At 70.3% G+C, this 25,362-nt stretch carries 25 protein-coding genes; 6 read left to right on the top strand and 19 right to left on the bottom strand.

Going from position 1 to position 25,362, the window contains the following annotated elements; translation table 11 throughout:
• Positions 1-16: 16 nt before the first annotated feature.
• The 6 genes from Q0W60_RS01795 to Q0W60_RS01770 form a co-directional block, all read right to left on the bottom strand.
• Positions 17-959 (bottom strand): IS630 family transposase gene (locus tag Q0W60_RS01795; RefSeq protein ID WP_297691949.1). Its coding sequence is split into 2 segments (ribosomal slippage): positions 17-611 and positions 610-959, totalling 945 coding nucleotides; the frame shifts between segments, so codons are not numbered across the junction.
• Positions 960-1,066: 107 nt separating this feature from the next.
• Positions 1,067-1,369: a transcriptional regulator gene (locus tag Q0W60_RS01790; protein ID WP_297691947.1), complete on the bottom strand. Its 303-nt coding sequence runs from the start codon at positions 1,367-1,369 to the stop codon at positions 1,067-1,069.
• The gene (locus Q0W60_RS01785; protein ID WP_297691945.1) at positions 1,369-1,818 is read right to left on the bottom strand and encodes a hypothetical protein; all 450 of its coding nucleotides are present in this window, start codon (positions 1,816-1,818) and stop codon (positions 1,369-1,371) included. Before Q0W60_RS01785 ends, Q0W60_RS01790 begins: the two co-directional genes overlap by 1 nt.
• Before the next feature lie 225 nt (positions 1,819-2,043).
• The gene (gene recQ / locus Q0W60_RS01780) at positions 2,044-3,909 is read right to left on the bottom strand and encodes a DNA helicase RecQ (protein ID WP_297691943.1); all 1,866 of its coding nucleotides are present in this window, start codon (positions 3,907-3,909) and stop codon (positions 2,044-2,046) included.
• Between the two features lie 48 nt (positions 3,910-3,957).
• A complete protein-coding gene (locus Q0W60_RS01775; RefSeq protein WP_297691941.1) occupies positions 3,958-5,001 on the bottom strand; it encodes a TauD/TfdA family dioxygenase in 1,044 nt (347 codons plus the stop codon).
• 3 nt (positions 5,002-5,004) lie between these two features.
• Positions 5,005-6,744 carry an amidohydrolase family protein gene (locus tag Q0W60_RS01770; RefSeq protein WP_297691939.1) on the bottom strand — a complete coding sequence of 580 codons (1,740 nt, stop codon included), beginning with the start codon at positions 6,742-6,744 and terminating at the stop codon, positions 5,005-5,007.
• A gap of 189 nt (positions 6,745-6,933) precedes the next feature.
• Here Q0W60_RS01770 and Q0W60_RS01765 point away from each other — a divergent pair, with 189 nt between their 5' ends.
• The 4 genes from Q0W60_RS01765 to vsr all read left to right on the top strand — a co-directional run bounded on the left by Q0W60_RS01765 (position 6,934) and on the right by vsr (position 9,702).
• The gene (locus tag Q0W60_RS01765; protein WP_297691937.1) at positions 6,934-7,065 is read left to right on the top strand and encodes a hypothetical protein; all 132 of its coding nucleotides are present in this window, start codon (positions 6,934-6,936) and stop codon (positions 7,063-7,065) included.
• Positions 7,066-7,094: 29 nt separating this feature from the next.
• Positions 7,095-8,231, top strand: a complete 1,137-nt coding sequence (locus tag Q0W60_RS01760) for a DNA cytosine methyltransferase (RefSeq protein ID WP_297691935.1) — start codon at positions 7,095-7,097, stop codon at positions 8,229-8,231.
• A gap of 74 nt (positions 8,232-8,305) precedes the next feature.
• Positions 8,306-9,295, top strand: a complete 990-nt coding sequence (gene cysK / locus Q0W60_RS01755) for a cysteine synthase A (protein ID WP_297691933.1) — start codon at positions 8,306-8,308, stop codon at positions 9,293-9,295.
• Positions 9,292-9,702 (top strand): DNA mismatch endonuclease Vsr, encoded by a 411-nt coding sequence (gene vsr / locus Q0W60_RS01750; RefSeq protein WP_297691931.1) that lies wholly within the window; start codon positions 9,292-9,294, stop codon positions 9,700-9,702. Before cysK ends, vsr begins: the two co-directional genes overlap by 4 nt.
• Here vsr and Q0W60_RS01745 read toward each other — a convergent pair.
• The 12 genes from Q0W60_RS01745 to Q0W60_RS01690 all read right to left on the bottom strand — a co-directional run bounded on the left by Q0W60_RS01745 (position 9,692) and on the right by Q0W60_RS01690 (position 22,026).
• Positions 9,692-10,159, bottom strand: a complete 468-nt coding sequence (locus tag Q0W60_RS01745) for an OsmC family protein (RefSeq protein ID WP_297691929.1) — start codon at positions 10,157-10,159, stop codon at positions 9,692-9,694. The two genes, vsr and Q0W60_RS01745, sit on opposite strands and share 11 nt — an antisense overlap.
• Positions 10,159-11,943, bottom strand: a complete 1,785-nt coding sequence (locus Q0W60_RS01740; RefSeq protein ID WP_297691927.1) for an acyl-CoA dehydrogenase C-terminal domain-containing protein — start codon at positions 11,941-11,943, stop codon at positions 10,159-10,161. Before Q0W60_RS01740 ends, Q0W60_RS01745 begins: the two co-directional genes overlap by 1 nt.
• Positions 11,944-12,038: 95 nt before the next feature.
• Positions 12,039-12,506, bottom strand: coding sequence for a MerR family DNA-binding transcriptional regulator (locus Q0W60_RS01735; protein ID WP_297691925.1), 468 nt, complete (start codon positions 12,504-12,506; stop codon positions 12,039-12,041).
• Positions 12,507-12,740: 234 nt separating this feature from the next.
• Positions 12,741-13,538: a xanthine dehydrogenase family protein subunit M gene (locus Q0W60_RS01730; RefSeq protein ID WP_297691923.1), complete on the bottom strand. Its 798-nt coding sequence runs from the start codon at positions 13,536-13,538 to the stop codon at positions 12,741-12,743.
• 13 nt (positions 13,539-13,551) lie between these two features.
• Positions 13,552-15,894 (bottom strand): xanthine dehydrogenase family protein molybdopterin-binding subunit, encoded by a 2,343-nt coding sequence (locus tag Q0W60_RS01725; RefSeq protein WP_297691921.1) that lies wholly within the window; start codon positions 15,892-15,894, stop codon positions 13,552-13,554.
• Between the two features lie 10 nt (positions 15,895-15,904).
• Entirely contained in the window at positions 15,905-16,366 is a 462-nt protein-coding gene (locus Q0W60_RS01720) for a (2Fe-2S)-binding protein (RefSeq protein WP_297691919.1), read from the bottom strand.
• 32 nt (positions 16,367-16,398) lie between these two features.
• Complete coding sequence (locus Q0W60_RS01715) at positions 16,399-16,851, bottom strand: carbon monoxide dehydrogenase subunit G (protein WP_297691917.1); 453 nt, start codon at positions 16,849-16,851, stop codon at positions 16,399-16,401.
• A gap of 93 nt (positions 16,852-16,944) precedes the next feature.
• Positions 16,945-18,870: a pyrroloquinoline quinone-dependent dehydrogenase gene (locus Q0W60_RS01710; protein ID WP_297691916.1), complete on the bottom strand. Its 1,926-nt coding sequence runs from the start codon at positions 18,868-18,870 to the stop codon at positions 16,945-16,947.
• On the bottom strand, positions 18,867-19,205 hold the full coding sequence (locus Q0W60_RS01705; protein ID WP_297691913.1) for a hypothetical protein: 339 nt from the start codon (positions 19,203-19,205) through the stop codon (positions 18,867-18,869). Before Q0W60_RS01705 ends, Q0W60_RS01710 begins: the two co-directional genes overlap by 4 nt.
• 204 nt (positions 19,206-19,409) lie before the next feature.
• Positions 19,410-21,089: a lysine--tRNA ligase gene (locus Q0W60_RS01700; protein ID WP_297691911.1), complete on the bottom strand. Its 1,680-nt coding sequence runs from the start codon at positions 21,087-21,089 to the stop codon at positions 19,410-19,412.
• 68 nt (positions 21,090-21,157) lie between these two features.
• A complete protein-coding gene (locus tag Q0W60_RS01695) occupies positions 21,158-21,574 on the bottom strand; it encodes a PaaI family thioesterase (RefSeq protein ID WP_297691909.1) in 417 nt (138 codons plus the stop codon).
• Positions 21,571-22,026 (bottom strand): PaaI family thioesterase, encoded by a 456-nt coding sequence (locus tag Q0W60_RS01690; RefSeq protein WP_366074887.1) that lies wholly within the window; start codon positions 22,024-22,026, stop codon positions 21,571-21,573. Before Q0W60_RS01690 ends, Q0W60_RS01695 begins: the two co-directional genes overlap by 4 nt.
• Before the next feature lie 85 nt (positions 22,027-22,111).
• On the opposite strand from Q0W60_RS01690, the gene Q0W60_RS01685 reads away from it, so the two are divergent.
• Positions 22,112-23,122, top strand: a complete 1,011-nt coding sequence (locus Q0W60_RS01685) for a ligase-associated DNA damage response exonuclease (RefSeq protein ID WP_297691907.1) — start codon at positions 22,112-22,114, stop codon at positions 23,120-23,122.
• A gap of 66 nt (positions 23,123-23,188) precedes the next feature.
• A complete protein-coding gene (locus tag Q0W60_RS01680) occupies positions 23,189-24,817 on the top strand; it encodes a cisplatin damage response ATP-dependent DNA ligase (RefSeq protein WP_297691957.1) in 1,629 nt (542 codons plus the stop codon).
• Here the strand turns inward: Q0W60_RS01680 and Q0W60_RS01675 are convergent.
• Positions 24,814-25,350 (bottom strand): HAD family hydrolase, encoded by a 537-nt coding sequence (locus tag Q0W60_RS01675; RefSeq protein WP_297691905.1) that lies wholly within the window; start codon positions 25,348-25,350, stop codon positions 24,814-24,816. The two genes, Q0W60_RS01680 and Q0W60_RS01675, sit on opposite strands and share 4 nt — an antisense overlap.
• Positions 25,351-25,362 lie beyond the last annotated feature (12 nt).

Here is a 25,362-nt window from a genome sequence, read left to right as displayed (position 1 = left end):
CTAGAGCGTTCGGCGCTCAAGCTGAGGCATAGCCATCGTGGCGGAAGTAGTTGGCGCATTCTTGTGGTGTGAAGGCGTCGAGCACTTGTCCGATGCGATCCCAGAGCCCGCCCACGGAGCGCTCGGCGGCCTTGCGCAGCAGCGCCTTGAGCTTTGAGAAGGCCAGCTCGATCGGGTTGAGATCGGGGGAGTAGGGCGGCAGCAGGAGCAGTTTGGCGCCCTTGGCCTCGATGCGCGTCCTGACCGCTTCGCCCTTGTGCGCCGGCAGGTTGTCCATCACCACGATGTCGCCGGCGCTGAGCGTCGGCCCGAGCACCTTGTCGAGGTAGACCAGGAAGGCCTCGCGGTTCATTGCGCCGTCCAGCACGAAGGGCGCGGTGATCCCATCGCAGCGCAGTCCGGCGGTGAAGGTGGTGGTCTTCCAGTGCCCGAAGGGCTGGCGGCCGAGCAGCCGCTGGCCCCTCGGCGCGCGACCGTAGGCGCGGACCATCTTGGTGTTGGTCCCGGTCTCGTCGACGAAGACCAGCTTCGTCGGATCAAGGCTGGCCTGGCCGGCCTTCCAGCGCTCGCGCGCTTCGGCCACGTCGGGCCGCGTCTGCTCGGAGGCGTGCAGCGTTTTTTTTATAGCTGATCGCGTGGCGCTTGAAGAACCGCCGGATCGACCGCTCGGTGATCTTCTGGCCCAGCCCGTCGAGCAGCCGCAGCTCGATCTCCGCCAGCGTCAGGTCCGGCTCCTTCGCCACCAGGTCCTTGAGCCAGCCGCCGTGCGGCTCCAGCGGCGAGCTCTTGCCGCCCCGAGGCCGGGCCCTCACGCTGCCCGTCTGCGCCTCCAGCGTGGTCCAGCGGATCGCCGAGGCCGGGCTCACCTTGAAACGCGCCGCCGCCTGCCGCCGCGAGCTGCCCGCCGCGACCTCCGCAACAACCCGTGATCGAAGATCCTCCGAATGCGCCGCACCCATGTCCGCCTCCCCGAATCAGGAAGCCTCATGGACTCACATGCCGCCCCCCTGCGGAATCCCAGCCGCGATCACAATCGATTCAACTCGATGGCCGAACGCTCTAGCGCCTACTCCGCCGCTAGGTCCTGCTCGCCGACCAGCGCGCGAAGCGCCCGAGCATGTGCGGCGAACGCCTTGCGGCCCGCCTGCGTCAGCGCCAGCCAGGTGCGCTGGCGCCCGTTCGAAGCCACCTTGCGGACCGCCACGTAGCCCGCTTCCTCGAGGGTCTTGATGTGCTTGGAGAGAACGCTTTCGGAGACGTCCAGCATCTCCCGCAGCCGCGCGAAATCCATGGTCTCCACCGCCGCCAGTCGGGCGCAGATCTGCAGCCGCGGCGGCGGGTGGATCACCGGGTCGAATCCGGCCGACATCAGGCCACCCCGAGATCGCGGCGATAGGCCTTCGCCCAGAGGTAGCAGTGCACGCGGGTGAGCGCCGCGAGGATCACGCCGCCTGCGATGCACGCCCCGTGGATTCCCATCTCCCAGTAGAGGTACACCCCGCCCATCATGACCGCGGCCAGCACAAGGGCGCCCCCGATCGCCACCCAGCGGGTGCGGCCCGCCCGGTATCCCGGGATCCAGACGCCGGTGGTCCGGCGATAGGCGCGGACCAGGAAGAACAAGGCGACGAAGAAGAACACCTCGTAGCCGAAGATCACCGGTAGGGGGAATTCCTGGACGGCCGCCAGGCCGCCCATCATCAGGCTGAGCGACCAGCTGTACCAGCCGGGCCCCTTCACCCGATCCGCCATCTCCCGATTGGCGGCGGCGATCTGGTTCAGGGCCTCCAGGCCCTCGGCTTCAGAGATGGGGGACATGGCGCGCTCCTCACTTTCCAATCCGGAAACTAACGTCGCTTTCCATGTCGTCAAGTGAAAACTTTCCAGGTCGGAAAGTGAGGCGAGACTGGCGCGATTTTCCCCGCCGGCGAAGCCCGTCGCGTGACAATCGGCGAAGTCTCTTTTCCCTTCCCCCATCGACGCGCGCCTCCCGCGCCTCGGGCTCACTTCCGGTGCGGCGGCGCTTCCGCGCCTGCTCGACAATTATGCCGGCCGATCATCCGGCTGGGCATTGCCGAACCTTGCGACCACCTCCAGCACCGCGGCGCCGTAGCGGGCGAGCTTTCCCTCGCCGACGCCGGAGAGCCGCACCAGCGCTGCGCGCGATCCCGGCCGGGCGGTGGCGATCTCGGCCAGGGTCGCGTCGTGGAAGATGACGTAGGGCGGCACGTGCTGGGCCTTCGCCGCTCCCGCCCGCCAGGCCCTCAGCGCCTCGAACACCGGCCGGTCGGAGGCGGCGATCGGATGGCCTTCGCCGCGCTTCCTGCGCCCGGGCTTCGCCTCGCCGGCGACGGCCCTGCGCATCGCGATGCGCCGCTCGCCGCGGAACACCTGGCGCACCGCCTCGGCCTCGCCAGGGCCGACCAGCGGCCGGCCCTCGTTCGGGTCCTCGCGCAGCAGACCTTCGAACAGCAGCTGCTCGATCAGGTCGCGCCAGGCCGCGGCCGGCAGCTCTGTCCCGATGCCCCAGGTGGAGAGCGCGGCCTCCTGCGGCGAGACGTCCTTGGTCTTGCCGAGCAGGTGCTCCACCAGCCGGCCCTTGCCGAACCGGCCGCCCAGCCGGTGCGCCGCCGAAAGCGCCTTCTGGGCGGCCTCGGTCGCATCGAAGGTCGCCACCTGGCCGAGGCAGAGGTCGCATTGGCCGCACGGTTCGACGTCGGCCTCGCCGAAGTAGCGCCGCACCGCCGCGGCCCGGCAGCCGGTCCCGTCCAGCATGGCGTAAAGCTGGCGGACCTTGCGGACCTGCGCCTGCTTGACCGCCTCGTCCACGTCGCGCTCCGCGATCCGCCGCAGCGCCCAGGCGAGGTCGGCCGCGCCATAGAGAGTGATGCCCTCGGCCGGATCGCCGTCCCGCCCGGCGCGGCCGATCTCCTGCCAGTAGGCTTCGATCGTGGCGGGCGGATCGGCGTGGATCACGAACCGCACGTCGGGCTTGTCGACGCCCATGCCGAAAGCGATCGTCGCCACCATCACGTCGGCGTCGGCCTCCAGGAAGTTCTCGAGGCGCTGATTGCGCAACTCGCGCTCGAGCCCGGCGTGATAGGCGAGCGCCGGCACGCCGGCCGCCCGCAGCGCCGCCGCCAGCTTCTCGGCGCCCTCGCGCGAGCCCGCATAGACCACGCCCGAGCGGTTCGGCCGCGCCGTCACCAGCTCGGTCACGCGCTTTTCCTTCGAGCCCCGCTTGCGCTCCGCCGAAAGGATCAGCTCGGGCCTCGCGAACGAGGCGACGAACTCCTTCGCGCCGTCCAGCTGCAGCTGTTCGCGGATGTCGTCGCGGGTGCGCGCGTCTGCAGTGGCGGTCACCGCCAGCCGCGGGACACTGGGGAACAGCTCGGCCAGGCGGCCCAACATCCGGTAGTCGGGGCGAAAGTCATGGCCCCACTGGCTGACGCAGTGGGCCTCGTCGATGGCGATCAGGGCCAGCGGCGTGCGGCGAAGGCGCTCCAGCATGGCAGGCTGCATCAGCCCTTCCGGCGAGACGTAGAGCAGGTCGAGCTCGCCGGCCTCGATGCGGCGCCAGACCGCCGCCTTTTCGGTGGGATCGATGTTGGAGTCGAGGCGCGCGGCGGCGACGCCCGACTGCTGCAGCCCCGCCACCTGGTCGGCCATCAGCGCGATCAGCGGCGAGACCACCAGCCCCAGACCTGGGCGCAGCAGGCTCGGGATCTGGTAGCAGACGCTCTTGCCGCCGCCGGTCGGCAGGACCGCCATGGCGCAACGGCCGGCCAAGAGCTCGGCGATCACCGGCGCCTGCAACCCGCGGAACTCCGCGTGCCCGAATGTGCGCCTGAGGATCTCGCGCGCGGCGTCCAGCGGCTGAAGTTCGGCTTCGGCGACGGCGAGGGACATCGGCCCCTTATGCCGCCGACTCGCTCGCCATGGCCATGCGGCGCGGCGCTACTGGACCGCGTCCAGCCGGCTGATCAAGGCCCTCTGCGCCCAGTGCGAGCCCATCCGGTTGCGGAACTGCTCGGGCCGCTCGCGCAGCGCCTCGGTCTCCAGCCAGAGCCGCTTGAGGTGGCGCACCCGGCCGCTTGCCTTGTCGTCCTCGTAGCCGGTCCGCCCGTGCAGCACGTGGTAGTTGTTGATGAACTGCATGTCGCCGGGCTGGAAGTCCATCACCACCGAGTAGCGGCCGCCCTCGGCCTCCGCCTGCATCCAGCTCAGCGCCGCGGCGGCGCGGTCGCTGAGCCTCGGCGCGTCGGCGTGGCGCTGGGAGGCCAGGATGTAGCCGCGGATCAGCCGCACGAACAGCCGCCCGCCATAGGCGGTGAACACCGGCATCGGATACCAGCCGCGTCCGCCCGGCGGCTGCTCGCCCCGGTAGTCGTAAGGCTGCGGCTTGTAGAGCTCGGCGGCGAGGTCCGACCGCTCGCGCACCAGCCGATTGTGCAGCGCCACCGAATTGCAGACCGCCGAGAGGCCGCCCGAGACGCCGGTCTGCAGGCAGAGCAGGCCCACGAGGTCGGAGCCGTCGCAGTGGAAGTCGAGCGGAATCTGGCCGAGCTCGTTGCCACGGGCGGTCGGATCGCCCGGCTGCTTGCCCTGGTCGGTGACGTCGCCCAGCAAATGGCCCTTGGCGTTCTGCGGCCAAGGCCGGCCGAGATGCGCGCCGATGCCCCAATAGGCCAGGCACATCTGGTCGTTGGACCAGCGCTCGCGCGGCAGGCCGCGGATCCGCACGAAGCCGCGGCCATCGATCAGCTCGGCCTCGATCCGCTTGAGGCGAGACGCCAGCGTCGGCAGCGGGAAGTCGGCCTTGCCGATCTGCAGGAAGTCGTCGGACTTCGCCTCGGCGACGGCGATCGCGCGCTCCAGCTCCTCGAGCTCGCCGGACGTCAGGTGCTCCGTCCAGAGCGCCTCGTCGCGGACGTCCTCGGCGGTCCACTCGCAGGCCGTCTCCAGCGGAACCGGCTGCAACTCGGGGCGATCGTCGGCCATGGCCTATTCCGCCGCCATGGCCGCCGGCGCGGCCTGCCCCCCGCGCAGCAGACGCCCGGGCAGGGCGCCCGTGGGTTCGCCGTCGCGGTAGGTGATCTCGCCCTTGACGATCGTCGCCGTGTAGCCGTCGGCCCGCTGGATCAGCCGCCGCCCGCCGGTCGGGAGGTCATAGGCCACCTGCGGCGCCTTCAGCTTCAGCCGCTCGTAGTCGACGACGTTCAGGTCGGCGCGGAACCCTTCGGCGATCAGCCCTCGGTCGTGGAGCCCGACCGTCTCGGCGGTGTCGCGGCACTGCGCCTTGACCATCTTGGCGAGCGGGATCCTCGGCCCGCGGCTGCGGTCGCGCGTCCAGTGGACCAGGTTGGTGGTCGGGAAGCTGCCGTCGCAGATCATGCCGACATGAGCGCCGCCGTCCGAGAGGCCCGGCACCACGCACTCGTGGTTCAGCATCTCGTGGGCCGGATCGAGGCTGTAGTCGGCGTAGTTGAGGATCGGCAGGTAGAGCATCCCGCGCCCGCCGCCCGTCAGCATGTGATCGAGCGCGATCTCGTGGGGGTCCTTGCCCTGGGCGGCGGCGAGCGCCGCGATCGAGGTCTCCCGCGTCGGTTCGTAGTCCGGCTCCTCGCCCATCAGGTAGATGCGCTCCCACGGGCGGGTGCTGGAATTGCCCGGGGCGCGAGGCGACTCGGGCTCCTCCGCGAGCAGGCGCGCACGGAACTCGGGGTCGCGCAGAGCGGCGACGCGTTCGGCGAGCGGCTTGTCCTTGATCGCCCGGTAACTCGGATAGGAGCTGAACGGGTTGACGGTGAGCTCGAGGCCGAACAGCACGCCTACCGGGCGGCTGGCGACCTGCGCCCGCATGGTCAGGCCCTTGGCCTTGGCGGCCGAGAGCCGCTCCAGCAGATACTTGTACTGCCTGGGATCGCGCGGGCTCTGCACCAGGGAGAAGGAGAGCGGCCGGCCCGACTTGGCCACCAGCCGCTCCAGCATGTCGAACTCGGCTTCCGGGTCGTTGAAGTCGGAAACGAACTGCAGGACGCCGCGGCCCGCCGCGGCCAGGCCCATGGCGATGCCGGTGAGCTCGTCCTCGCCGGCGGTCAGCGTGGCGATCGGCGAGCCGTCGGAGGAACGGTGGTTCAGCGTGCGCGAGGAGCCGAAGCCGATCGCGCCGGCCTCCATCGAGCGCTTGGCGATCGCCGCCATGGCGTTGATGTCGGTTTCGGTCGCAGGCTCGCGGTCCACGCCCCGTTGGCCCATGACGAACACCCGCAGGGCGGCGTGTGGCAGCTGGCTGCCGACGTCGACGTCGAAGCGGCGGCCGGCGAGGCTTTCGAAGTACTCGGGATAGCTCTCCCAATTCCAGGGGAGCCCCTCGGAGAGCACCGGAAACGGAATGTCCTCGACGCCTTCCATCAGGCGGATCAGCCGGTCGTGGTCGCCCGGGCGACAGGGCGCGAAACCCACGCCGCAGTTGCCCATGACGACGGTGGTCACGCCGTGCCAGGAGGAGGGCTGCATGCGCTCGTCCCAGGTCGCCTGGCCGTCGTAGTGGGTGTGCACGTCGACGAAGCCCGGTATGACGATCTGGCCGCGCGCATCGATCTCATCGGCGCCGGAGCCCGCAATCTGGCCGACCTTGGCGATGACGCCGCCCTTGACGCCCACGTCGGCCGCGAAGGGCTCGCCGCCCCCGCCGTCGACGACCGTTCCGCCGCGGACCACCAGGTCATAGGCTCGTTCCATGGCTCGCCTCCCCGGGCGATCGATTTGTTATCGCCGGTAATTAGCGGCCCGGGGCGCCGCCGCGGTCAAGCGGTTAGTTGCGCCGAGCTGGGCTGTCGGAACTCACGAACGATTCAGCCTTTTTGTTCCGGCCCCATTAAGGCCCGAGGAGACAATATGGCGCTGCGTAGAACGGACGAGGGACCCGTTATGACGCCGAAGATCCTGATGGTCGCCGCCGTGCTGGCGGCGATCGCGATCGGACTCGCCTTGCCCGGGCCGCACCGGATCAAGGCCGAGCCGCGCTCCCAGATTCCGACCCTGGAAGTCGGCAAGGGCTGACCTGGGCCAAAATCGGCTAGGCTCCGGCTGTGAGTCGGGGCTGCTTCACCTTCTACGAGTTCTTCGCCGGCGGCGGCATGGCGCGGCTTGGTCTCGGCGACGAGTGGCGCTGCCTGTTCGCCAACGACTTCGATCCGGTGAAGGCGGCGACCTACCGCGCCAACTTTCCCGATGGCGACGCCCACCTCCGTGAGGGCGATGTCTGGATGCTGCAGCCGTCGGACCTGCCCGGCCGCGCCGACTTGGCCTGGGCCTCCAGCCCCTGTCAGGACTTCAGCCTGGCCGGCGCGCGGGCGGGGCTCTCGGGCGGACGATCCTCCGCCTTCTACGGTTTCTGGCGGCTGATCGTGGGTCTTGCGAACCAGCGGCGCGCGCCGCCGATCGTGGTCATCGAGAACGTCGCCGGCCTGCTCACCTCGCACGGCGGCAAGGACTTCGAGGCGCTCGCCGGCTCGCTCGCCGCCCTGGGCTACCGCTTCGGGGCTCTGGAGATCGATGCGGCGGCCTTCCTGCCGCAGTCACGTCCGCGGGTGTTCATCATCGCCTCCCGCGAGCCGCCGCCGCTCGGGCTCACCGGGCCGGGACCCTGGCAGACGCGCGCGGTCCGCGCGGCGTTCGGGCGGTTGCCGTCGGCGCTCGCCTCGAGCTGGATCTGGTGGCGGGCGGCCTCGCCGCCGTCCCGCAATTCCGACCTCGCGGCGGTGCTCGAAGACGACGACGCCGTCGCCTGGCACGCGCCCGAGCGCACCGCGCGATGGCTCGCGCTCATGAACCCGCTCCACCGCGCGCGCCTGGAGACGGCTCGGGCGGGCGGCGAGCCAGCGGCCGGCGCCCTGTTCCGGCGCATGCGCGTGGAGGATGGGCGAAGGGTCCAGCGGGCCGAAGTGCGCTTCGATGGGCTCGCCGGGTGCCTGCGCACCCCGCGCGGCGGATCTTCCCGCCAGGCGATCGTGGTGGCGGATCAGGCGTCGATACGCACTCGTCTGCTGACGCCGCGGGAGGCGGCGCGGCTGATGGGCCTTCCGGACGCCTACCAGCTGCCGAAGGTCGCGACCTCGGCGCTGATGGTGGTCGGCGACGGGGTGGCGGCGCCGGTGGTGCGATGGCTCGCCGAGCACCTCTTGGAGCCGCTGCTGGCGGGATCGGCCGCGATGGCGGCGGAGTAGCTGGGCTTCCAATCCCCTCAGGAAGTCTTAGGCTCGCGGGCACGAAGGGCAGTCTCCGCATCCGAGGTCCGTGCATGGACGCCACTCCCGACAAGGTCTACGACGCCGCGCGCTATCGCCGCGCCGGCCGGGGCAAGATCTTCGATTCCGTTCTCGACCTGGTGGGCGACACGCCCCTCGTCCGCCTGCCCCGGCTCTCGGCCGCGCTGAAGCCGAAGGCCGAGGTGGTGGCCAAGCTCGAGTTCTTCAATCCGCTCGCCTCGGTGAAGGACCGGATCGGCGTCGCGATGGTCGAGTACATGGAGGCCAAGGGACTGCTGAAGGCCGGCGGCACAGTGGTCGAGCCGACCAGCGGCAACACCGGCATCGCGCTCGCCTTCGTCTGCGCCGCCAAGGGCTACAGGTGCGTGCTGGTCATGCCGCAGAGCATGTCGCTGGAGCGGCGCAAGATGCTGCTGCTGCTCGGCGCGAAGCTCGAGCTCACGCCGCCGGAAAAGGGCATGGCCGGGGCCGTCGCCCGCGCGCGCCAGATCGTCGAGGCGACGCCCGGGGCGGTGATGCCGCAACAGTTCGACAACGTCGCCAATCCGCTGATCCACCGGGTCTCGACGGCCGAGGAGATCTGGCACGACACCGAGGGGCGCGTGGATGCGGTGGTCTCCGGCGTCGGCACCGGCGGGACGATCACCGGCGTGGGCCAGGTGCTGAAGGCCCGCAAGCCCTCGGTGAAGATGATCGCCGTCGAGCCCTCCGGGTCGGCGGTGCTCTCCGGCGGGCCGCCGGGGCCGCACAAGATCCAGGGCCTGGGCGCGGGGTTCGTGCCCTCGATCCTCGACCGAGGGGTGATGGACGAGGTGGTCCAGGTCAACAACGAGGACAGCTTCGCCATGGCCCGCCGCGCTGCGCGCGAGGAAGGCCTGCCCGTGGGCATCTCCTCGGGGGCGGCGCTGGTCGCGGCGTTCGACGTCGCCTCGCGCGACGAGATGGCGGGCAAGCTGATCGTCACCATCATCCCGAGCTTCGCCGAGCGCTACATCTCCACCGCCCTGTTCGACGGGCTGTGAGCGACGTCTATCCCGCCGACAAGCGCTCGGCGGTGATGCGCCGGGTGAAGGGCCGCGACACCACGCCGGAAGTGAAGGTGCGTCGCGCGCTGACGGCCCTCGGCGCACGCTACCGGCTGCACCGCAAGGACCTGCCGGGTTCGCCCGACATCGTGCTCCCGGGGCGTCGGCTCGCGCTCTTCGTCCACGGCTGCTTCTGGCACGGCCACGATTGCGCCAGGGGCGCCCGCGTGCCGAAGGCCAATCGCGATTACTGGGTCGCCAAGCTCGCCCGCAACCGGGCCCGCGACGCCTGGAGCCGCACCGCCCTCGAGGCCGGCGGCTGGCGCGTCGAGATCCTCTGGGAGTGCGAGTTGAAGGACGTGGCGGCGCTGCGCGCGCGCCTGGCCCAACTCCTCAAGCCTTGAGCTTCTCCTCGACGACGACCTCGGTCTTCACCGAGTTGGCGATGAAGCATTCCTCATGCGCGCGGTGGTGCAGACGCTCGCGCTCCTCGGGCGAGGGGACGCGGCCGGCGTAGGTGATGCCGGGACGCAGGGTGACGCGGGTGACGGCCGTGCGGCCTTCGGGCGTCTTCTCCATCACCCCTTCGGCGGCGTCGAAGTAGCGGCTCACCACGAAGCCGGCCTCGCGGGCGACGTGCAGGAAGGTCAGCATGTGGCAGGCGGAGATCGAGGCGACCAGCATCTCCTCCGGGTCGACCGCGCCGGCCTCGGCCCACTTGCCGACCACATGGTGCGAGGCGGTGCCGCGCATCCGGTGGCCGGCCTCGAAGAACACCTCGTGGCCACGCCCGTAGCGACCCTTGGCGAAGTCCTCGCCGTCGGCGAGCCGCCACTCCACCCCCGCCCGATAGGTCGCCATCAGAAGGCCTCCGCCGGCAGCGCCATCACCAGCTCGGCGCCGGTCTTGAGCTTCGCCAGATGCGCGGCGGTTTCGGGCAGGACGCGGTCCATGTAGTAGCGCGCGATCGTCAGCTTGGCGGCATAGATCGGATCGGAGCTCCCGGCCGCGAGCTTCGCCTGCGCCACCTTGGCGGTCATGGCCCACATGTAGGCGAGCGCCGTCAGCCCGAACAGGTGCAGGTAGTCGGTGGAGGCGGCGCCGGCGTTGTCGGGGTTGGCGAGCCCGTTCTGCATCAGCCACATGGTGGCCTCCTGCAGTTCGGCCTTGGCCTTCAGCAGCGGGGCGACAAAGGGTTGCAGGGCCTCGCCGTCGTTGGCGTCCACGAAGCCATCGAGTTCGGCGAAGAAGCTCATCATCGCCCGGCCCCCGTCGGCGGCCAGCTTGCGGCCGACGAGATCCAGCGCCTGTATGCCGTTGGTCCCCTCGTAGATCAGCGCGATGCGGCAATCGCGCAGGTACTGGCTCACCGGGAAGTGCTCGGTGAAACCCGAGCCGCCGTGCACCTGCATCGCGTCCGAGCAGACCCGGAAGCCGCGGTCGGTGAGGAAGGCCTTCAGCACCGGCGTCAGCAGGGCCATGTAGTCGCGGCCCTTCTGGCGGGTGGCCTCATCGGGACTTGCCTCGGCCAGGTCGCCGTGCAGTGCGGTCCAGTAGAGGAAGGCGCGGCCGCCCTCGATGATCGCGCGGGCGTCCATGAGCATGCGCCGCACGTCCGGGTGAACGATGATCGGATCGGCCGGGCCGTCGGGGTTCTTCGGCCCGGTCAGCGAGCGGCCCTGCAGGCGCTCCTTGGCGAACTCGGCGGCGGCCTGGTAGGCGGCCTCGGCCTGCGCCAGACCCTGCATGCCGACGCCGAGCCGGGCCTCGTTCATCATCACGAACATCAGGGCCAGCCCGCGGTTCTCCTCGCCCACCAGCCAGCCCGTCGCCTCCTCGTGGCTGATCACGCAGGTGGCGTTGCCGTGGATGCCCATCTTCTCTTCCAGGCCCAGGCACTTCACCGAATTGCGCCGGCCCGGCTCGCCGTCGGCGTCGGGGATGAACTTCGGCACGATGAACAGGCTGATGCCGCGGGTGCCGGCCGGCGCGCCCTCGATGCGGGCGAGCACCAGGTGGACGATGTTCTCCGTCAGATCGTGCTCGCCCCCGGAAATCCAGATCTTTTGGCCCGAGATCCGGTAGGTCCCGTCTTCCGCCGGAACCGCCTTGGTGCGGATGAGGCCGAGGTCGGTGCCGCACTGCGGTTCGGTCAAGTTCATGGTGCCGCCCCACTGGAAGCTCGCCAGCTTCGGCAGGTAGAGCTGCTTCTGCGCCTCGCTGCCGCCGACCAGGATCGCCGAATAGGCGCCGTGGGTGAGGCCGGGGTACATCGAGAAGGCCATGTTGGCCGCCGAGCTCATCTCCGAGAAGGCGAGGTTCACGACGTGCGGCAGGCCCTGACCGCCCCACTCGGGCGCGGAGCCGAGGCCGGGCCAGCCGCCCTCGACCAGCTGGCTGTAGGCCTCCCTGAAGCCTGCGGGCGTGGTGACGCTGAAGTCCGGGTTCCAGCGGCAGCCTTCCTTGTCGCCGACCGCGTTCAGCGGCGCCAGCACCTCGGAGGTGAAACGGGCGGCCTCGTCAAGGATCTGCTCGACCACGTCGAGCGAGGCGTCGGCGAATGCCGGCAGGTTGGCGTAGCGCTCCAGCTCGAGCAGGTCACGGAAGATGAAGAGGTGGTCCCGGACAGGGGGCTGGTAGGTCATCGGGGCTCCGCCAACGCAAGCCGGCGCAGGCGGCTGTTCCGCCTGCGCCGGGGCGCCGAGTCTAGGGCGCGGCCGATCGGGCGCCTAGCGCGGCCTCAGTGCTCGGCGCCGTCGAGCTGGCGGCGCATGGTCTGGTCGTAGTCGACGGCGCGGGGCAGCAGGTCGGGCCGGGTCGCTTCGAGCCGCTTCTCCATGGCTTCGCATCCCTGCCTGAGCTGGGCGATCTGCTCGTCGATGTCGATCTTCTGGCGTTCCAGGGCGACGATCCGCTCGCGGAACTTCTTCAGGGACTTGGCCGCCTGCTGGGCGCCCCCGTCGCCGACCTCGTAGAGGTCGAGGATCTCGCCGATCTCGGCCAGCGAGAGGCCCACGCGCTTGCCCTGCAGGATCAGCTGCAGGCGGGCGCGGTCCTTGTAGTTGTAGACGCGGTTCAGGCCCTCGCGCGCCGGCGAGAGCAGGCCCTTGTCCTCATAGAAGCGCAGCGCCCTGGGCGTGCATTTGAACTCCAGGCACAGCTGGCGGATCGTGTACGTGCGGTGCGGCCGGCGCAGATCGGCGATCATGGCGTCCTCCGGTGGGAGCCCCCGTTGTCGTTTACGCCGTCAGCTAAGACTGTTCTTTCCGTTTACGTCAAGGTTACTGTTGCAGCCGCGAAATGCACTCGCAGGCGCCCCCCGTCCGCGTTTCCGCAGCGTCCGGGCAGGATGATCGAGCCTCACCGCTGCGGCGCGCAATCTCCGCGCATGGCGCCGGCGCAAGCGGGCAAGATTCGTGCTTTTTGAACGAGGCGCTGGGCCTCAGGCGGCGAGGTTGGCGAGCGCGCGCCTGGCCATCACGCGCACCAGCTGGGCGCGGTACTCGGCGGAAGCGTGCAGGTCAGCGTTGAATCGGCGGAAGTCCAACGGCGCCGTCTCGGCTGCGGCGGGGGCAGGCTTGCCGGCGAGCGCCGTCTCCAAGGCGGTCCAGCGGAAGGCGCAGGGCCCCGCGCCGGTGACGCCCACCCGGATCCCCTCGCCGATCTCCGCGACGAAGACGCCCGCCACGGCGTAGCGCGAGGCGGGGTGGCGGAACTTGCGGTAGGCGGCGCGTCTGGGGACCGGGAACTCCACCGCGCGGATCAGCTCGCCCGGCTCCAGCGCGGTCTCGAACAGGCCCTTGAAGTAGTCGTCCGCCGCCATCGTCCTGCGATCGGTGACGATGCGCGCGCCCAGCGCAATGACCGCGGCCGGGTAGTCGGCGGCCGGATCGCTGTTGGCCAGCGAGCCGCCGAGCGTGCCGCGGTTGCGCACCTGGGCGTCGCCGATCTCCGAGGCGAGATAGGCGAGCGCCGGGATCGCCCGCTGGACCTCGGCCGAGGCCGCCACGTCGGCGTGGCGGGTCATGGCCCCGATGGTCAGCCGGTCCACCTCGAGTCCGATCCCGGCGAGCCCGGCGACGGCGGCGAGGTCGATCACGTCCGAGGGCTCGGCCAGGCCCTGCTTGAGGGTGGGGATCAGGGTCATGCCGCCGGCCAGGTAGGCGCTGTCCGGCGCCCCGGCGCGAGCCGCGACGGCGGCCTCCAGGGTCTCGGGACGGTGATAGTCGAAACCGTTCATGGCGAGCGCTCCCTCAAGCCGCCTGCAGGGCGCGCCAGACCCGCTCGGGCGAAGCGGGCATGGCGAGGTCCTTCACCCGCAGCGCGTCGGTGACCGCGTTCATCACCGCCGCCGGCGCGCCGATCGCCCCGGCCTCGCCGCAGCCCTTCACGCCCAGCGGATTGTGCGTGCAGGGCGTGACGGTGGTGTCCACCTCGAAGCTCGGCAGGTCATCGGCCCTGGGCATGCAGTAATCCATGAACGAGCCGGTCACGAGTTGGCCGCTCTCGTCGTAGATTCCGTGCTCCAGCAGCGCCTGGCCGACGCCCTGGGCGATGCCGCCGTGCACCTGGCCTTCGACGATCATCGGGTTGATCACCTCGCCGAAATCGTCGACCGCCACGAAGCGGACCAGAACGACCACCCCGGTCTCCGGATCGACCTCCACCTCGGCGATGTGGCAGCCGGCCGGGAAAGTGAAGTTCTTCGGGTCGTAGAAGCTCTTCTCGGAAAGACCGGGCTCCAGGTCTTCCGGGAAGTTGGCCGGCACGTAGGCCGCGAACGCCACCTCCCCGAAGGTCAGGCTCTTGTTGGTCTTGCGAACGGCGAAGACACCCTCGTCGAAGTCGACGTCATCGGGCGCGGACTCCAGCATGTGGGCGGCGATCCGCTTGCCCTTGGCGATGATCTTGTCGGAGGCCTTGATCAGCGCCGAGCCGCCGACCGCCACGGAGCGCGAGCCGTAGGTGCCGAGGCCGAACTCCAGCCGCCCGGTGTCGCCGTGCACCACCTCCACGGACTCGAACGGCACGCCGAGCTTGTCGGACACGATCTGGGCGAAGGTGGTCTCGTGGCCCTGGCCGTGACTGTGCGAGCCGGTGAACACCGTGACCGAGCCGGTGGGATTTACGCGCACCTCGCCGCTCTCGTAGAGGCCGACGCCCGCCCCCAGCTGGATGGCGAGCTGCGATGGGGCCAGGCCGCAGGCCTCGATGTAGCAGGAGAACCCGAGCCCGCGCCGCTTGCCGGCGGCTTCGGAGACCTTTCGGCGCGCGGGGAAGCCGGCATAGTCGATCTGCTTCAGCGCCTTCTCCAGGCTCGCCTGGTAGTCGCCGGTGTCATAGACCAGCGCCACCGGCGTCTCGTAGGGGAACTGGTCGGGCTGGATGAAATTGCGCCGCCGGAGCTCGGCCGGATCGACGCCCGTCTCGCGCGCGGCGGTCTCGACGAGGCGCTCCACGACGTAGGTCGCTTCGGGACGGCCGGCCCCGCGGTAGGCGTCCACAGGCGCGGTGTTGGTGAAGACGGCCTCCACCTCCACATGGATCGCCGGCGTGCGGTACTGGCCGGCGAGCAGAGTGCCGTAGAGGTAGGTCGGCACCGAGGAGGCGAACGTCGACAGATAGGCCCCGAGGTTCGCCCGTGTGCGGACGCGCATGGCGAGGAAGGTCCCCGCCGCGTCGAGCGCCAGCTCGGCGGTGGTCAGATGGTCGCGGCCGTGGGCGTCGGAGAGGAAGGCCTCCGATCGGTCGGCGGTCCACTTCACCGGACGGTTCGTGCGCCGCGCGGCCCAGGCGGCGGCGGTCTCCTCCGGATAGACGAAGATCTTCGAGCCGAAGCCGCCGCCGACATCCGGCGATATGACGCGCAGCTTGTGCTCGGGCGCGAGGTTCACGAAGGCGGCCAGGATCAGCCGCTCCAGGTGCGGGTTCTGGCTGGTCGTGTAGAGGGTGAACTCTTCGGTGGGGGCGCTATAGGTCGCCACCGCCGCGCGCGGCTCGATGGCGTTGGGGATCAGCCGGTTGTTGGCGAACTCCAGCTTCGTCACGTGGGCGGCCTTGGCGAAGGCGGCGTCCACGGCGGCCTGGTCGCCCAGCTCCCAGTCGTAGCAGCGGTTGGCCTCGATCCCCTCGTGGATCTGCGGACCCGCCGTCGCCTCGGCCAGCGAGACCACCGGCTCCAACTCCTCGAAGTCGGTCTCGACGAGCGCCGCGGCGGCGCGGGCCTGGCCGAGCGTCTCCGCGATGACCACGGCATAGGGTTCGCCCACGAAATTGACCGTCTCGATCGCGAGCGGCGGGCGGGGCGGGACCTTCATGTCGGAGCCGTCCTTGGACTTCACCAGCCAGCCGCAGGGCAGGGCGCCGATGCCGTCGGCGGCCAGGTCCTTGCCAGTGAAGACGCCCACCACGCCTGGAGCCTTCCGGGCCGCTGAGGCGTCGATCGTCTTGATCCGCGCCCGCGGATGCGGCGAGCGCACGAAGACCGCGTAGGCCTGGCCCGGCAGGTTGATGTCGTCGGTGTAGCGGCCCTTGCCGGTGATGAAGCGGACGTCCTCGCGGCGCTTCACCCGCTGGCCGATGCCCTGGTCGCTCATGATCTCGTCCTCACATCTGGCCCGCGGCGGCGAGCACCGCCTCGACGATGTTGTGATAGCCGGTGCAGCGGCAGAGGTTGCCCGCGAGCCCCTCGCGCACCGCGGCCTCGTCAAGGCGTCCGTCGGCGCGCTTCACGAGGTCGATGGCGCTGATGATCATGCCCGGCGTGCAGAAGCCGCACTGCAGGGCGTGATGCGCCTGGAAGGCCGTCTGCATCGGATGCAGGTTCCCCGGCGCGCCCAGGCCCTCGATGGTGGTGACGCGGGCGTCTTGCGCCTGGCCGGCGAGCACCGTGCACGACTTCACGGCCCGCCCATCCATCTCGACCGTGCAGGCGCCGCACTGGCTGGTGTCGCAGCCCACGTGGGTCCCGGTGAGCCCGAGATCGCCCCTGATGATCTCGACCAGCAGGGCGTTCGGCGCGACCTCGAGCTCGTGGGCGGTTTCGTTGACAGTGAGCGACAGCTTCATCGGCGGGGCCCCTCCTCGGAGCTCAAGGCAATCTAGCGCGGCTGCGGCTCGACCGCGATCTCCGCGAAGGCGGCGAAGAAATCCTCCGCCAGCTTCCGCGCCGAGCCGTCGACCAGGCGCGAGCCGATCTGCGCGAGCTTGCCCCCGACGCTGCCCTGGACGTGGTAGCGCAGGATGGTCCCGCCGGCGTCGGGGGCGAGCTCCACCCGGGCCGAGCCGCGCCCGAAGCCGGCGGGCCCGCCCTTCACCCGGCCGGAGACGGTGTAGGCGTGCGGCGGGTCGACGTCGCTGAGCGTGAGCTCGGCGTCGAAGGACGCGCTGACCGGACCGACCTTGGCCTTCACCTTGGCGCGGAACTCGCTCTGCGAGACCTTTTCCATCGACTGGCAGCCGGCGATGCAGCGGGCCAGCACGTCCGGATCGTTGAGCGCCGCCCAGACCGCCTCGGCCGGCGACTCGATGCGGTATTCGCCCGATTGCTCCATCGAGCGGCAGTCTCGCCACAGGCGGGGAGCAAGGACAAGCCCGCCCGGGTGGATCGCGAGGGATGGGCGGGACCTGACCGTCCCGGAGGAGCCCTAGGGAAGGGCGAAGGCGGCGAGCTGGTCCCCGAGCCGGGGTGTCAGGATCGAATTGCCGCCGGCGGTGAAGAGCACGTATTGGCGGCCGCGGTAGGTGTAGACCGCCGGCAGCGCGACGGCGGGGGCGTCCACCTGCGCCCACCAGAGCAGCCGGCCGGTCCGTTCGTCGAGGGCTCGGACTTTCGAATCCATGGAGGCGCCGATGAAAATGACGCCCGTCTTGGTGATCACCGGTCCCCCGATCGTGACCGAGCCCCAGGAAGGCGGCATGTAGAAGCCCCACTTCTGGACCACCCCGAATGGCTCGCGCCAGAGGGTGCGGCCGGTCTTCAGGTCGTAGGCCATGATCGCGCCGTAGGGCGGTTTCCAGCACGGCATGCCAAGCCAGTTGAGGAAGTTCGTGAGGTGCACGCCGTAGGGCGTGCCCGACTGGGCGTAGTAGTTGGCGCGGTCCTCGGCGTGGTTCAGCGCCTGGTACTTCTGGCGATCGAGAAGCTGGTAGATCATCGCCACGCTCGAGGTGTTGACCACGTACGTCTGGGTCGCGGGATCGACAGCCCCGCCGCCCCACTCCACCCCGCCGGCGGTGGCGGGATATTCCAGGCTGCCGGCGCCCAGGCTCGGCGGGGTGAACTTGCCGAGATAGCGGAGCTGCTTGGCGCGCCGGCTGCATTGGCCGAAGCTCAAGACGTCGGCCAAGGTCGAGACGCCCGGCCAACGGTCCGGGATCACCGGGGCGGGGAGGTCGGCATAGGGCTGGGTGGGCGAGGCCTGCTCTCCGGGAACGTTGGAGGCGGGGACCGGCCGTTCCACTATCGGGTAGATCGGCTCGCCCGTTAGCCGGTTTAGCACGAAGATGAAGCCCATCTTGGTCGATTGCACGAGGGCCGGGATCGTGCGGCCGTCCTTCTGGATGTCGACGAGCGTCGGGGCCGAATTGATGTCGTAGTCCCACAGGTCGTGATGGACGAGCTGGCGGGCCCAGACCACCTGTCCGGTCTCCGCATTGAGTGCGGTTATCGACGTGGCGTAGGGCAGGGGCTGCCTGCGGTTCCCGCCGTAGAAGTTCGGGCTCGGCGAGGAGACCGGCAGGTAGAGGAGCCCATGCTCGGGATCGACCGACATCGAGGCCCAGACGTTTGACGTGCCCGTCGCCTGCCAGCTGTTCGGCGGCAGGGGATTGAACGTCCATTTCAGCTTGCCGGTGCGCGCGTCGAGGGCGAAAACCCAGCCGGGCGGTGCGGTCTTGGACGCCCAATCCTTGCCGGCCCAGCCGACGATCAGCATGTCCCCGTAGACCGTCGGCGGCTGCAGGAGCGACAGCGGCCAGACCGGATTGACCGTGTTCCACTGATTGACGTCGACCATCCCGCCCCGGCCGAAGTCCACACAGGGCCGCCCGGTGTCGGCGTCGACGGCGTAGAGCTTGCCCTCCATGGTCCCGACGTAAACGCGCTTCTGGCACGGCTGGCCGGGAACCGGATTGGCCGCCTGCCAATAGGCGACGCCGCGGGTCTTCATTTCCGGCTGGGTGAGCGCCTTGAGGGTGGCGTGCGGGTTGAACACCCACTTCACGTGGCCGGTGTCGGGCTGGATCGCGAAGATCCGGTAGAATGGCGTCGAGACGTAGACCGTGTCGTTGACGAACAGCGGCGTCGCCGACCAGTCGGTGGCCGGCACGCCCCCCGAGCCGTGCGAGACGTCGCCGGTGTGGACCTCCCAGACCTTCTTCAGGTGGGCCGCATTGCCGGGCGTGATCTGGATGTCGGCGGCGTACTTCTGGGCCATGAGGTCGCCGTTGAAGGTCGACCAGACCCCGCCGCCGGCGGCAGGCGCGGCGCCCGGCGACGGGGCGAAGGCGTAGGCCAAAGCCGATATGGCGGCTGCGAAGATCGCCACGCCGATGAGCGCGCGTCGCCTCATGAGTGGGCTTCCCGGGCCGCGGCTCCCCCCCGGCCGGCCAGCATCGCGATCAGCCACCCTGCGAGACCCACGACCATCAGCGCCACAAGCAGCCACGCGTGCAGGAAATAGGCGGCGAGCCCAGTGCCCAGATCGTCGATCAGACAGCCCGCGAGCAGCAGGCCCCGCAGCCAGCCGGGCGCGCCCTGCGCCAGCGCCAGGACGAGGGTCGCGACCAGCATGATCGCCGTCGAGACGATGACCAACGCCGCACCGCCGGTGTGGGAGATTCCACCGCCCCGCTGGAAATAGGCGAAGAGCGAGGCGATCAGCCCTGCCGCGGCGACGATCGCCATCAACCAGCTTCGGTTACGCGCCCGCATCGGCGACCTCCGGCCCTGGGCCAAACGCCAACTGCGGGCGGAAGCGCCGGGAGCTTCCATTCGTTGCGGGCCGCCGCAAAGATAATCGTGACGCGATCCAACATCGGCTGGCCTGCGCTCAGATCGGCGCAATTCGCGCCGGAGCACCGGTCGAACGAGGCCGACGTGGTCGCCCGCTCAGGCGGCGACCAGCTCGCCCGCCAGCGCGCGGCGGATGAGCTGCAGCGTGCGGTCGATCCCGAAGATCGCCACGAATGAGCCGAACCGAGGGCCGGTGGGCTGGCCGAGCAGCACCTCGTAGAGGGCGGCGAACCAGGCGCGCAGCGGCTCGAAGGCGGCGTCCTTGCCGACCTCGAAGACCGCGTTCTGGATGGTCTCGGCGTCGGCGCCGGCCGGCAGCGCCTCCAGGCGGCGGGCTAGCGCCTCCATGGCCGCCCGCTCGCGAGGCTCAGGGGCGCGGAACCGCTTCGCGGGCCTCACGAAGTCCTCGTAGTAATGGATCGCGTAGCCGGCGAGCTTGTCGAGCATCGGCTCGCTCTGCGGCGTCGCGCCGGGGATGTAGCGGGCGAGGAAGGCCCAGAGGATGTCCTTGGTCGAGGCGTCGGCGGCCGAGACCAGGTTGAGCAGCAGCGAGAAGGAGACGGGCGAGCCCCCCTCCGGCGGCGCGCCGCGATGGACATGCCAGGCGGGGTTGTCGATCGGCGGTGCGTTGGCTTCCCGCCGTCCGCGGTTGAACGCCTCGAGGTGCGACAGGTACTCGTCCGTCGCCTTGGGGATGACGTCGAAGTAGAGCCGCTTCGCCGACTTCGGCGACTGGTACATGTAGTAGGCGAGGCTCTCGGGCGTGCCGTAGCGCAGCCACTCCTCCATGGTGAGCCCGTTGCCCTTGGACTTGGAGATCTTCTGGTTGTGCTCGTCCATGAAGAGCTCGTAGTGGAATGTCTCGGGCGGTTCCCCGCCAAGCGCTCTGCAGATGCGGCTGGAGACCCGGATCGAATCCACCAGGTCCTTGCCGGACATCTCGAAATCGACCTTCAGGGCGGTCCAGCGGGCCGCCCAGTCGGGCCGCCATTGCAGCTTCACGCGCCCGCCGGTGACCGGGACTTCCGTCAGGCTCCCATCCTCGTCGCGGAACACGATGGTCCCGCGCTCGAGATGGCGCTCCAGCGTGGGCGCCTGCAGCACACGACCCGACTTCGGGCTGATCGGCAGGAACGGCGAGTAGGTCGCCCGCCGCTCGTCGCCGAGGGTCGGCAGCATGATCGCCTGGACGGCGTCGAACCGCTCCAGGATGGTGAGCAGCACCCCATCGAACCGGCCCGACCGGTAGGTCTCGCTCGACGACATGAAGGTGTAGTCGAAGCCGAAGCCGTCGAGGAAGGCGCGCAGGCGGGCGTTGTTGTGGGCGCCGAAGCTCTCGTGCTCGCCGAACGGGTCGCGCACCGCGGTGACCGGCTTGTCGCGGTCTTCCTCCAGCATCTCGCGATTGGGCACGTTGTCGGGGACCTTCCTGAGGCCGTCCATGTCGTCGGAGAAGACGATCAGCCGGGTGGGGATGGCGTCCTCGGTGAGCGCGCGGAAGGCGGTGCGCACCATGGTGGGCCGGGCGACCTCGCCGAACGTGCCCATGTGCGGCAGGCCCGAGGCGCCGAAGCCGCACTGGAAGATCACCGGCTCGCTCAGCGCGGGCAGGGTGCGGACGGCTTCGGCGATCTTGTCCGCGCCGATCAGGGTCGCAGCGAGATCGCGCTCGGCGTCGGCCAGGCGCAGGCGCAGGATCCGCTCCAGCAGCAGGCGCGCCTGCTCGAAAGGCCAGCTCTTCGCCGCGCGCGCCGGATGGGAGAGACCTTGCAACATCGCCGCTGGCGGTAGCGCCCCGCACGCGGCGGCTCAAGGGCGATTTGGCCTTCCCCTCACGGAGCGGATCAGTCGCCGGCCAGCAGGAAGTGGCCGCGCAGCGCCGCGACCGGATGGCTCCTGGCCTCCTGCCAGGCCTCGACGTGGACGTTGGCCACCCGGCGGCCGACCGTGCGCAGGTCGGCGCGGGCGTAGGTCGTCATGGCGCGCCCGGGCCTGAGGTACTCGATGGTGACGTCGATGGTCTTGGCGAGCTTGCCGGAGCCCTGCGTGACCCAGAGCTGCGCGAGCGCGGTCATCTCCAGGAAGCCGCCGATCACTCCGCCGTGCAGGGCCGGGATGGTGGTGTTGCCCACGAGATGCGGCGAGAACGGCAGGATGGCGGTCATCTCGTCGCCGGCGAGCTCGGCGCGCATGCCGAGGAAGCGCACGTAGGGCGCCCGCTGCAGGAAGGCCCCCAGCTTGGCGTGGTCGGCCTCGCTCACGCGGACCTCGGGCTCATCATGAAAGCCGCCTGGACGGTGGCGATAGGATCGGCCGGATCGGCGTCCCAGGCCTGCGCCCTCACGAACGCGACGGAGCGGGTGAGCTTGTAGCAGTGCGCCTCGGCGGTGACGCCGGCGCGCGGCGCGGCGGGCCGCATGTAGTCGATCCTGAGGTCGAGGGTCGCGGTGCCGAACATCTGGCCCTTGGCGGCCGCGCTGATCGCCAGGCCACAGGTGTGGTCCAGGAGGCTGGTGACCACGCCGCCGGCAATGACGCCGGTGTCCGGATCGCCCACCAGGTCCTCCCGCCAGGGGACCGCCATGCAGCCCTTCGCCTCGCCCACCGAGACCAGCGTCATGCCGAGCGCCGCCGCCTGGGGCACGCTGGTGGTCATGTGCTGGCCGACCTGGGCTGCGCCGCCGGGAAAGCGTGGCTCGGAAGGCTCGGACATGCAGAGCCGGTACGGGCGATCCGCGCCGCGGTCAACGGCTGCGCGTTGGGCTTGCGAGCGCGCCGCAAGGGCCTAGGTGAGATCGATGATCCGTCCGCAGGACCTGCTCTGCCCGAAGCCTGAGGGGCTCTACTGCGCGCCCGGCGACTTCTACGTCGATCCGGTGCGGCCGGTGGGCCGCGCGGTGATCACCCACGGCCATGGCGACCATGCGCGGGCAGGCCACGGCGCCGTGCTGGCGACCGAGCCCACCCTCGACATCATGGCCGAGCGCTACGGGCTGGGGTTCGCCGAGGCCAAGCAGGCGGCCGCCTACGGCGAGGCGGTGGCGCGGGACGAGGTGGCGGTGACCCTGGTCCCGGCCGGCCACGTGCTGGGCTCGGCCCAGGTGGTGGTGCGCTGGAAGGGCCTCACCATGGTGGTCTCCGGGGACTACAAGCGGCGGCGCGATCCGACCTGTGCGCCGTTCGAGCCGGTCGCCGGCGAGGTGTTCATCTCGGAGGCGACGTTCGGGCTGCCGGTGTTCCGCCACCCGGACGACAGGGAGGAGATCGCGCGCCTGCTGCGCTCGGTGGCGCAGTTCCCGGAGCGAGCCCACCTGGTGGGCGCCTATGCGCTCGGCAAGGCGCAACGCATCATCGCGCTGCTGCGCGAGGCCGGCTGGACGCGCCCGATCTACGTGCATGGCGCGCTGGAGCGGCTGAACGCGCTCTATCGGCGCCATGGCGTCGAGCTGGGCCCGCTGGAACCGGCGACCACCGCGGCCAAGAAGGACTTCGCCGGCGAGATCATCGTGGCGCCGCCCTCAGCCCTGCAGGACCGCTGGAGCCGCCGCTTCCCCGATCCGGTGACCGCCTTCGCCTCCGGCTGGATGCGGGTGCGGGCGCGCGCCAAGCAGCGCGGGGTCGAGCTGCCGCTGGTCATCTCCGACCATGCGGACTGGGACGAGCTCACCGGCACGATCGACGAGCTTCGCCCCGGCGAGCTCTGGATTACCCACGGCCGCGAGGAGGCGCTCGCCCGATGGGCCGAACTGCACGGCGTCCCGGCCCGGGCGCTGGCGCTGGTCGGCTACGAGGAGGAGGGGGATGACTAGCTATTGTTTTCCCCCACGGGGGGAAATGGCCCGTCGCCGACATTTCCCACGTTCCGGGGGAAAGCCCTGACTATGCGCGCCTTCGCCGAGCTCCTGGACCGGCTGAGCCTGACCGCCTCGCGGAACGCCAAACTCACCCTGGTGCGCGACTACCTGCGCGATACGCCCGACCCTGACCGCGGCTGGGCGCTGGCGGCGCTGACCGGCGACCTGAGCTTCGAGGCCGCCAAACCCACCTTCATCCGCAAGGCGGTGGAAGAGCGGATGGACCCGCAGCTCTTCTGGTGGTCATACGACTACGTCGGCGATCTGGCGGAGACCGTAGCGCTGGTCTGGCCCAGGCGGCCCGGGGCGAACCGCGAGCCGGAACTGGCCGAGGTCGTCGAGGGCCTGAAGTCGGCCTCTCGCGCCGAGGTGCAGCGGCTGATCGAGGGCTGGCTCGATGCGATGGACGAGCCGCGCGAGCGCTGGGCCCTCTTGAAGCTGATGACGCGGGAGCTGCGCGTCGGGCTGACGGCGCGGCTCGCCAAACGCGCGGCCGCCGAGCTGGGCGGGATCGATCCGGCCGAGATCGAGGACCTGTGGCACGCGTTGCACCCGCCCTACGAGGACCTGTTCGCCTGGTTGGAGGGGCGTTCCGAGAAGCCGTCCGCGGAGAACCCCGGCCGCTTCCGGCCGGCGATGCTGGCGCAGGCGATCGACGAGGCGGCGGACTTCGCCAAGCTCGACCCGGCGGACTACGCCGCGGAGTGGAAGTGGGACGGCATCCGCGTGCAGCTGGTGCGCGAAGCGGGCGTCCGGCGGCTCTATACGCGCACCGGGGACGACATCTCGCGCACCTTTCCCGACGTGGTGGACGCGCTGTTCGAGGACGGCGTGATCGACGGCGAGCTGCTGGTGATCCGCGGCGGCAAGGTGGCGAGCTTCGCCGACCTGCAGCAGCGGCTGAACCGCAAGAGCGTCGACGCCAAGCTGACGACGGCCTACCCGGCCGGCGTGCGCGCCTACGACCTGCTCGTCGAGGGGCGCGAGGACGTCCGCACGCTCAGCTTCGCCGAGCGGCGCAAGCGCCTGGAGGCGTTTGTCGGCCGGCAGGGCTCGGCGGTGATCGATCTCTCGCCGTTGCAGCCGTTCGCGAGCTGGCCGGAGCTCGCGGCGCTCAGGGCCCAGCCGCCGGCCGGCGATCCGCAGGTCGCCGAGGGGATCATGCTGAAGCGCTGGGATTCCATCTACGAGGCCGGCCGTCCGAAGGGGCCCTGGTTCAAGTGGAAGCGCGATCCGTTCCTGATCGATGCGGTGCTGATGTACGCCCAGCGCGGGCACGGCAAGCGCTCGAGCTTCTATTCCGACTACACCTTCGGGGTCTGGGCCGAGGATGAGGTTGGCGGGCGGGCGCTGACGCCGGTCGGCAAGGCCTATTTCGGCTTCACCGACGAGGAGCTGAAAGCGATCGACAAGTTCGTGCGCGACAACACCGTCGAGCGGTTCGGACCGGTGCGCTCGGTGCGCGCCGAGCCGCACGCTGGCCTGGTATTCGAGGTCGCCTTCGAGGGCCTGCAGCGCTCCGGCCGGCACCGCTCGGGCGTGGCCATGCGCTTCCCTCGGATCAACCGAATCCGGTGGGACAAGCCGCCCGGCGAGGCCGACGAACTCGCGACGCTCGAGCGCATGCTGGCGCAGATGGAAGGGGGCTAGGTCAGCAGCAGCGCCTCGTCGAGCAGGAAGCGCTTCAGATCCCCGCCCGCGAACAGCAGCCCCCGGATGCCGGCCCGCGCGGCGGCTTCCATGTCGGAGACCTTATCGCCGACCAGCACCGAGCGCTCGCGGTCGATCGGCCATTCGGAGAGCGCGCGCAGGATCATGCCGGGGTTCGGCTTGCGATCGGGCGGGTCGGGCCGGCGGTAGCTGTCGACGGCGGCCTCGGGATGGTGCGGGGCGAAGTAGATGGCGTCGACGTGGGCGCCGGCCGCGGCGAGGTCTTCGGCCATTTTCGCATGCAGCGCGTGCATGGCGTTCTCGGTGTAGAAGCCGCGGCCGATCCCGGACTGGTTGGTGACCACGATGACCAGCCAGCCGGCCGCGTTGAAGGCGGCGATGGCCGCCTTCGCCCCCTCGATCCAGCGGAAATCCTCCCACCGGGCGACGTAGCCGCGGTCTTCGTTCAGCACTCCGTCGCGGTCGAGGAACAGCGCGGGGCGCGGGTGGCTGGCGGGCGACGGCTCGGACACCCGCTAGATATA

This window comes from Phenylobacterium sp., assembly GCF_025934275.1.
GTDB lineage: Bacteria > Pseudomonadota > Alphaproteobacteria > Caulobacterales > Caulobacteraceae > Phenylobacterium.
The sequence above is the reverse complement of the archived record's forward strand: the minus strand, read 5'-3'. Positions and strand labels throughout refer to the sequence as shown.